The organism is Riemerella columbina DSM 16469 (assembly GCF_000374405.1).
GTDB classification, from domain to species: Bacteria; Bacteroidota; Bacteroidia; order Flavobacteriales; family Weeksellaceae; genus Riemerella; species Riemerella columbina.
On sequence record NZ_KB894256.1, the window covers coordinates 1 to 6,693 of the forward strand.

Sequence of the window (6,693 nt, forward strand, 5' to 3'; positions counted from 1 at the left end):
CATGCCCGTTGCGGTAGTTCCCATCTTTGGTTTTCTCGTGTTTTTCATTGTCTAAATGAGCGTCAAGTTCTGCCGAAAGCATATGCTCTATGGCTTTCTTGTGTAGTTCTTTGAAGAAAGAGTTTAGGTCTTCTCCATTCTTGAAGGACTTGTAAAATTCCTTACTGTTTAAAAGTTCATTTTTGTCTATCATATCTAAATCATGTTTAAAATTGCAAATTAAGTTAAAAAGAGGTTTTGAAAACTCGTTTTCAAAACCTCTTTTTAACTTACACAGTTTATGAGATACTACCCGTTTTTGATTTTTTATCAATAATTTGTGTTGCCCATTGTCATTCTTCTATCGCCCGACAACTTTTTGGGTCGCCCCATGCCGTTGGTCTATCGCCCCGAGCCATTCTCCTGTCGCCCGTACTTATTCTTGTATCGCCCATTCCCATTTTAGTGTCGCCCCAAGTGGTTTTTGATAGACTGTGGGTTAAAGTTAAGGAATTTTTATAATATTTCCCGATCTTCGTAACCTTCGTCTTTTAGCCGCTTGATTTCTTTGCTGTATGCAGCCCACTTGTCCATATCTTCAAAGAATGGTACGCCTTTGTATTTATCGAAAAAGTTTTGTTTTTCTTCTTTGGTGAGTTCCACTTTTTTATCTGGGTGGAGTTGGTTGTAATAGAGTTCTAAAAAGTAGATGCTGTTGTTTTTTACTCTGTTGAATTCTTTTTCCCATTCGGGTAATTGTTTTTTGTTGCTCATATTTAAAAAAATTTCGACTATTGTTTTCTTCTAATGGTAATTCTTGCATAGGTGATTTTACCGTTTATTTTGCCTTCGGCATTTTTTATCATCCCCGGTATTGCCGTAGACGAATAAGTACTCTCTTGTAAACATTTTTGCCGTTTACTAAGGTTTCTTTGGCATTGTTCATTACTCCTGGTATTGATAAAGCCTGATGAGTATTCTTCTGTAAATATTCTTGCCATTGAGTTTCGGTCTGATAACATCGTCGCGCAACTCTTCTCTTCTCTTCTCTTCTCTTCTCTTCTCTTCTCTTCTCTTCTCTTCTCTTCTCTTCTCCTAACCACTCTATAATTCCTGTTCTAAATACATAGACATATTGATTTCCTTCATCATCTTCTCTGATAGCAACAATATCAAATTGTTTAGGGTTGTACTTATCTAAAAAAGTAATAGGAACTCCCATAATCCCCTTATAGTCCATAGGAATTTCTGCTACTTTATTGATATTGATAGCATCATAATTATCGTATTTTGGATATTCTTCTGGGGTATATTTTTTGTATAAAATAAGTTCTTCGTTTCTCTTGGAATGTTCAAGATTGGTGAACCAACAGGTATTACCTAGGCTTCTCCATTTTTGTCCATTTTCATCAATCCAAAATCTTGTTGCTCTTTCTTCGTAGTGTTCTGGCACTTTAAATTTCATATCTCCACTTCTATAACCTAACCACATTTTATTTTCAGCAATAAGAGGAAAAATTTCTTTATAGGTAATTGCGTTTTGATTTCCTACAATAATAAATTTTTTGTCGTATTCCATTAGTTGGGCTACATATTCTCGGAAGAGTGAAAAGGGAGGATTGGTAACCACAATATCTGCTTCTTTTAGGATTTCTATACTTTCCGGACTTCGGAAGTCGCCATCGCCTTGTAAAGAGATGATTCCTATTTCTTCGGGGTCTGGAGTATAGTTTCCGTTTTTGTCGCCCGTATATTCTAGCATAATGGCTTGCTCACTTGCTTCGGTGCTAAACAAGTCTCGTTCTTGATTTTTGTAGCAAGTAGTAATGAGTTTTTTGAGTCCTAATTTTTCAAAATTATAAGAAAAGTAATGAAAGAAATTGCTTATACGAGGGTCATCACAATTGCAATACACTACTTTATCTTTAAAGTGTTGCGTATAGTGTTTGAGTTCGTTTTCTATATCGGATAACTGCGTATAAAATTCGTCATTTTTTCCTTTTTTTGCTCGGTGTAGGTTTTTGTTAAGTGATTTTGCCATTTTCTTTATTTTCCTGATTTTCGTCTATTGTCTTCACGGCAGAGCATTTGGCAGTTTTGGGCATTGGTTTTTCCACCTTCGTGCCATGGGGTAATGTGGTCTGCCTCCATTTCTGATAGTTGATACTTTTGTTTACATACGGGGCAAATCCCTTCCTGCATTTCGTATGCTTGGCGCTTCATTTGTTCTGTAAAGGCTCGTATGTTGAGATGTTTTTCTTTTCCTGTAAGTAGGTAGGGATAAATACCTTTTTTCTTAGTTACATCATCATCTATCATCAATTTCTTGATTTGTTTTTCAAGTTCTTCTGCATCGTAAATTATATCTTTGTATTGATTGTAAAGACTCCCCCAGTCAATCCCTTTCATTTCATTTCTATAATATGGGAATGTTACTTGTATCCAGTTGATAACGGCTTGAAAATAGAGCCATAGTTCGTTAGCATTTGGCTTATGCTGGTTGAGAGCCATATATTCACTAATGTTTCCATTATTGAGCCAAGAAATAGCGGTTTCTAAGTAATCTTGACGAATGGGTGTTCCACTTACATATTTATTGGCTATGGCATAGGCTGGACATCCCGTCTTACTGAAATAGCGTTTGGCATCACTGACCCAACTTCCAGCAAAGACAGCGTTACGAAGTTCTTGATCGGTCAATTTTTCGCCTGCTATATTGATGGTTTTGAACCATTCTAGTTTTTCGCTATCTGTACCACTACAGATGTATACCATTAGTTTGTATTGCTCTATTTGCTGTTGTTGGTCTGATGTAAGGTTATGAAAATATTTACCTTCAAACGAAAAGTCACCGTTTAGATATTGGCAAATAGAAAGGGTTCTTTGTTGCCCGTCAATTACCTCAAATGTTTCATCGTCTCGCACTGCCCAATACATCACATTGAGGGGAAATCCTTTTGTAATAGTGTCTATTACAGCGGCTCTTTGTTGGTCTTTGTAAATAAATTCACGCTGGTATGGTGGGCGAATATCTAACTTACCTCCATAGCCTATTACTCCTTGCTCTTGGTAGTCTTGATAGCCTTCTGTGAGTTCTTTTACTGTAATTTCTTTAAGATTGATTTCCATATTAACATTAATTACTATATTGATGACAAAGTTAATATTTTTTGCATTAAAATGTACTTATCACTAAGTGTATTTTACTATTTTACAATAAATAAACTTCTCTGCGGCTACCCTTTATAGTAAAAGAGATTTTTTGTTGTGCATATCTTTTAGAAATAATGAGACCCTGAATCAAGTTCAGGGTGACCGTGTGTTAACACCTCGCCACTATATGGCACCCCTCTTTTAAAAGAGGGGAATATGTCCAGCACTACGCGTGAGGGCGGAGGGCTCTGTTGGAGTTCCTTTTTTGGCTTTTCTGAAAAAGCCAAAAAAGAACGACTGCCCGTAGACCGACCCTCTGCCTTTCCTAAAAAAAGGCAGAGGGGCACGCCCAAAAAATTATTAAAAGTTAAAAGTGATTAAGTGTGAGTTTTAAAAAACTTTTACTTCCTCAGCGATTCGTTTATAATAAAGCAATTCGTGAGATGCTTAAATTGCAAATTTCCGAAGGCTCAGCGTGACAAACTCTCCAACTTGATAGACTTGATAAACTAAGTAACCTTTGAACTTAATAAACCCGCTTACTCGCCCAACTTTATAACCACTCGCTTACCTCCTCAAACTCTGTTCTTGCATTCGTTGGATGCGGGTGGCGAGGTCTTCGCTACTCATTGCGGCGCGTAGGCTATCGACTTTGATAGGGAAACTCAGCGGGGTAAAGGCTTTGGCGTGGCGAAATACGATTTTGGACTGGGCAATACGCTGGAAAGCGGCACGCAATCGGGCTTCTTCGAATTGTTCGTTGAAGACTTCGTTAAAGGCTTGGCGGTACAATAGATTTTGGGGTTCGTATTCTTCTAATACCTTAAACCATAATGCAGTGGAACTTTGTAAATTCCTGAAATTCTTCTTTTTGGAGTAATAATTTTGTAAGACCATTCCTGCAATCACAGCGATGTCACGGAACTTTCGGCTTGCCATTTCGGTAGCATTTACGCTGGCAATAGCGTCTTCCATCAGGTGGTTGGGCGAGAGCAATTCGTGGACTTCCGATGGGTCTACGGGAATAGTTTTGTCGCTTAGAAGTTCGAATCCGTAGTCGTTCATCGCAATGGTAAAGGTGATGGGGTGTTTTTGGGAAATGCGATAGGCGATAATGGCGGCAAAAAATCTCGTGTATCAGCCGACCCTCAAAGGGATACATAAAGAGGTGATGTCCCTCGCGGGTGTCAATCATTTCAATTAGAAATTCGTCCTTTTTGGGGATGTGCGAGCATTCTTCTTGGTTGAGCAACAGCGGTTGTAGGAACTGCAATTCCTTTTCTTTGGGCTGAGGCGAAAGGGCGTGGTTGAGTTTCTCACGCATAAAATGGCTCACACTCGAACTCAGTGGCAAACGACCGCCCAACCAACTCGGTGTAATCGCCTTACCCTTAGAGAGTTTTACATAGGCTATCAGGTCTTTGATTTTGACCAATTGCAACACCCGACCGCCCAAAATAAATTTGTCATCGGGGTTGAGTTTCGTGATAAAATATTCCTCGACCATCCCGATATAGCCACCGCTAAGGAATTTGACTTTAATCATCGCATCGCTAACAATCACGCCCATATTCATTCGGTGCAACATCGCAATACGGCGACTGGTCACGCGGTACACACCATCGATGATTTCCACTTTGTGAAATTCCTCATAATTGTGCAAGGCTTTACCGCCTTGCGTGATGAATTGCAATACCCAATCGAATTCCTCATCGGTCATCCATTGGAAGGCGTAAGTGGATTTTACACAGGCTTTGGCGACTTCTTTGGTAAAGCCTTCGCCCACCGCCAGCGTGACTAAAAATTGTACCAACACATCGTAGCACAGCACCATCGGCTCGCGTTTTTCTATGGCTTTTTGCTTCACGGCTTCTTTAATGGCGGCGATTTCTATCAATTCGAGCGAATGGGTCGGTACGAAATAAATTTTGGAAGTTTCAAAAGGCGAATGTCCGCTGCGTCCTGCCCGTTGTAGCAAGCGTGCCACGCCTTTTACCGAGCCGATTTGTATCACAGTGTCGGCAGGTTTGAAGTCCACACCCAAATCCAACGATGAGGTACAAACCACCGCTTTGAGTTTGCCATTGCTGAGGTTGTCCTCTATCCATTCGCGAACTTCTTTGTCGATTGAACCGTGGTGCAACGCCAACAATCCCGCAAAATGCGGCGCTTTTTCCAATATCAATTGATACCACATTTCGGACTGACTTCGCGTATTAGTAAACACCAAAGTCGTCTGACTTTGCTCGATAATATCCACAATTTTATCCGCCATCTGCGAGCCCAAATGCCCTGCCCACGGAAGAATTTCCACCTCATCGGGCAGTACCGAAATAATTTCGGTTTTCTTTTTGAGTTTCGTTGTGATGATTTTTTTCTTCTGATGATACGGAATCAAAACTTCCATCGCCTCATACAAATTTCCAATCGTTGCTGTAATGCCCCAAATCCGAAGTTTCGAATTTTTCTGATACAAATATGCCAATGCCAATTCCGTCAGCACCCCTCGTTTACTGCCTAATAATTCGTGCCATTCGTCCACCGCCACACATTGCAACGACTCAAAAAACCGACTATTATTCTTCATCGCCAAAAGCAAATGTAAAGTTTCTGGCGTCACAATCAAAATATCGGGCATTCGCTTTACCTGATTGCTGCGTTGTTTTTCGGGTGTATCCCCATTTCGAGTTTCCGCCACCCAATCCAACCCAATATCATCCAACGCTTCTTGCATCGCCCGTTGCAAATCTTTCGCCAACGACCGTAAGGGCGAAATCCAAATCAATTTCAGTCCACTTTTATACCGCTCAGGATGATTCAAATAGTCAATCACTATCGACAAAAACACCGAAAAAGTCTTCCCAAACCCCGTCGGAGCAATCACCATCCCGCTATACCCTTTCGCATACTGAGCCCACGATTTCTCTTGAAACGGAAACGGCGCAATCCCTTTATCTGCCATCCATTTCACAATAATCGCGTACCCTTCCGACCGCCGAAATTCTTGTTGCGTCATACAATGCTCTTTCTTAGATTGTAAATAGTTTGTGCGAATATAACATATCCGATTCAAGTCATCTAAAATAGTGCCAGATTTTGAATGATAATTTAATGATTTTGGGCGTGCCCCTCTGCCTTTTTTAGGAAAGGCAGAGCGTCGGGCTTTCGGCTCTATCTTTTTTTCGGTCGTACCTCCCTCAAAAAAGGATGCCGCCTCTATCCCTCACGCGGGGGGAGTGGATAAAAAATATTTGTGAATCAATAATTTTGATTAGGGATTTTTTGTATTTGAATATCCTTAATTACACCTATAAGTATTATCTTTGCACTAAATTTAGAAGATAATCCGTATGAACTTATTTACTTTTACAGCTGAGTTTGGAGATGAGCAGAGTTGTCGCAAGCATTTCAAAGAAGAGCGTGACAAGCATGGAGTGGTTTGCAAAAAATGCTCAAATACAACACATTATTGGAAGAGAGACAAAGAATGTTATGAGTGTAAATCCTGTGGTTTTCGCACCTCGTTGCGTAGTGGCACTATTATGGAAAATTCAAATCTTC

At 40.1% G+C, this 6,693-nt stretch carries 7 protein-coding genes; 1 reads left to right on the forward strand and 6 read right to left on the reverse strand.

The genetic code is table 11. The features are described 5' to 3' along the window. The 6 genes from C237_RS0109290 to C237_RS13685 all read right to left on the reverse strand — a co-directional run. Positions 1-193, reverse strand: a 193-nt coding sequence (locus tag C237_RS0109290; protein WP_018676224.1) for a transposase, incomplete at its 3' end; no start/stop codon positions are given. A 302-nt stretch (positions 194-495) separates the two neighbouring features. Further along, positions 496-753 (reverse strand): hypothetical protein, encoded by a 258-nt coding sequence (locus C237_RS0109295; protein ID WP_018676225.1) that lies wholly within the window; start codon positions 751-753, stop codon positions 496-498. A gap of 88 nt (positions 754-841) precedes the next feature. After that, a complete protein-coding gene (locus C237_RS13240; protein ID WP_018676226.1) occupies positions 842-2,020 on the reverse strand; it encodes an adenine-specific methyltransferase EcoRI family protein in 1,179 nt (392 codons plus the stop codon). 5 nt (positions 2,021-2,025) lie between these two features. Beyond that, on the reverse strand, positions 2,026-3,108 hold the full coding sequence (locus tag C237_RS0109305; protein ID WP_018676227.1) for a GmrSD restriction endonuclease domain-containing protein: 1,083 nt from the start codon (positions 3,106-3,108) through the stop codon (positions 2,026-2,028). Between the two features lie 591 nt (positions 3,109-3,699). Then, positions 3,700-4,107: a hypothetical protein gene (locus tag C237_RS15140; protein WP_425413731.1), complete on the reverse strand. Its 408-nt coding sequence runs from the start codon at positions 4,105-4,107 to the stop codon at positions 3,700-3,702. Continuing rightward, entirely contained in the window at positions 4,049-6,148 is a 2,100-nt protein-coding gene (locus C237_RS13685) for a ligase-associated DNA damage response DEXH box helicase (RefSeq protein WP_425413732.1), read from the reverse strand. Before C237_RS13685 ends, C237_RS15140 begins: the two co-directional genes overlap by 59 nt. Before the next feature lie 334 nt (positions 6,149-6,482). Here C237_RS13685 and C237_RS14605 point away from each other — a divergent pair. Beyond that, the coding region (locus C237_RS14605) for a transposase (RefSeq protein WP_169584757.1) at positions 6,483-6,693 on the forward strand (211 nt) is incomplete at its 3' end.

Coding starts and splice junctions, on each gene's coding strand:
- C237_RS0109295 (WP_018676225.1), bottom strand. CDS start 753: ATGAGCAACAAAAAACAATTACCCGAATGGGAAAAAGAATTCAACAGA.
- C237_RS13240 (WP_018676226.1), bottom strand. CDS start 2,020: ATGGCAAAATCACTTAACAAAAACCTACACCGAGCAAAAAAAGGAAAA.
- C237_RS0109305 (WP_018676227.1), bottom strand. CDS start 3,108: ATGGAAATCAATCTTAAAGAAATTACAGTAAAAGAACTCACAGAAGGC.
- C237_RS15140 (WP_425413731.1), bottom strand. CDS start 4,107: ATGGAAGACGCTATTGCCAGCGTAAATGCTACCGAAATGGCAAGCCGA.
- C237_RS13685 (WP_425413732.1), bottom strand. CDS start 6,148: ATGACGCAACAAGAATTTCGGCGGTCGGAAGGGTACGCGATTATTGTG.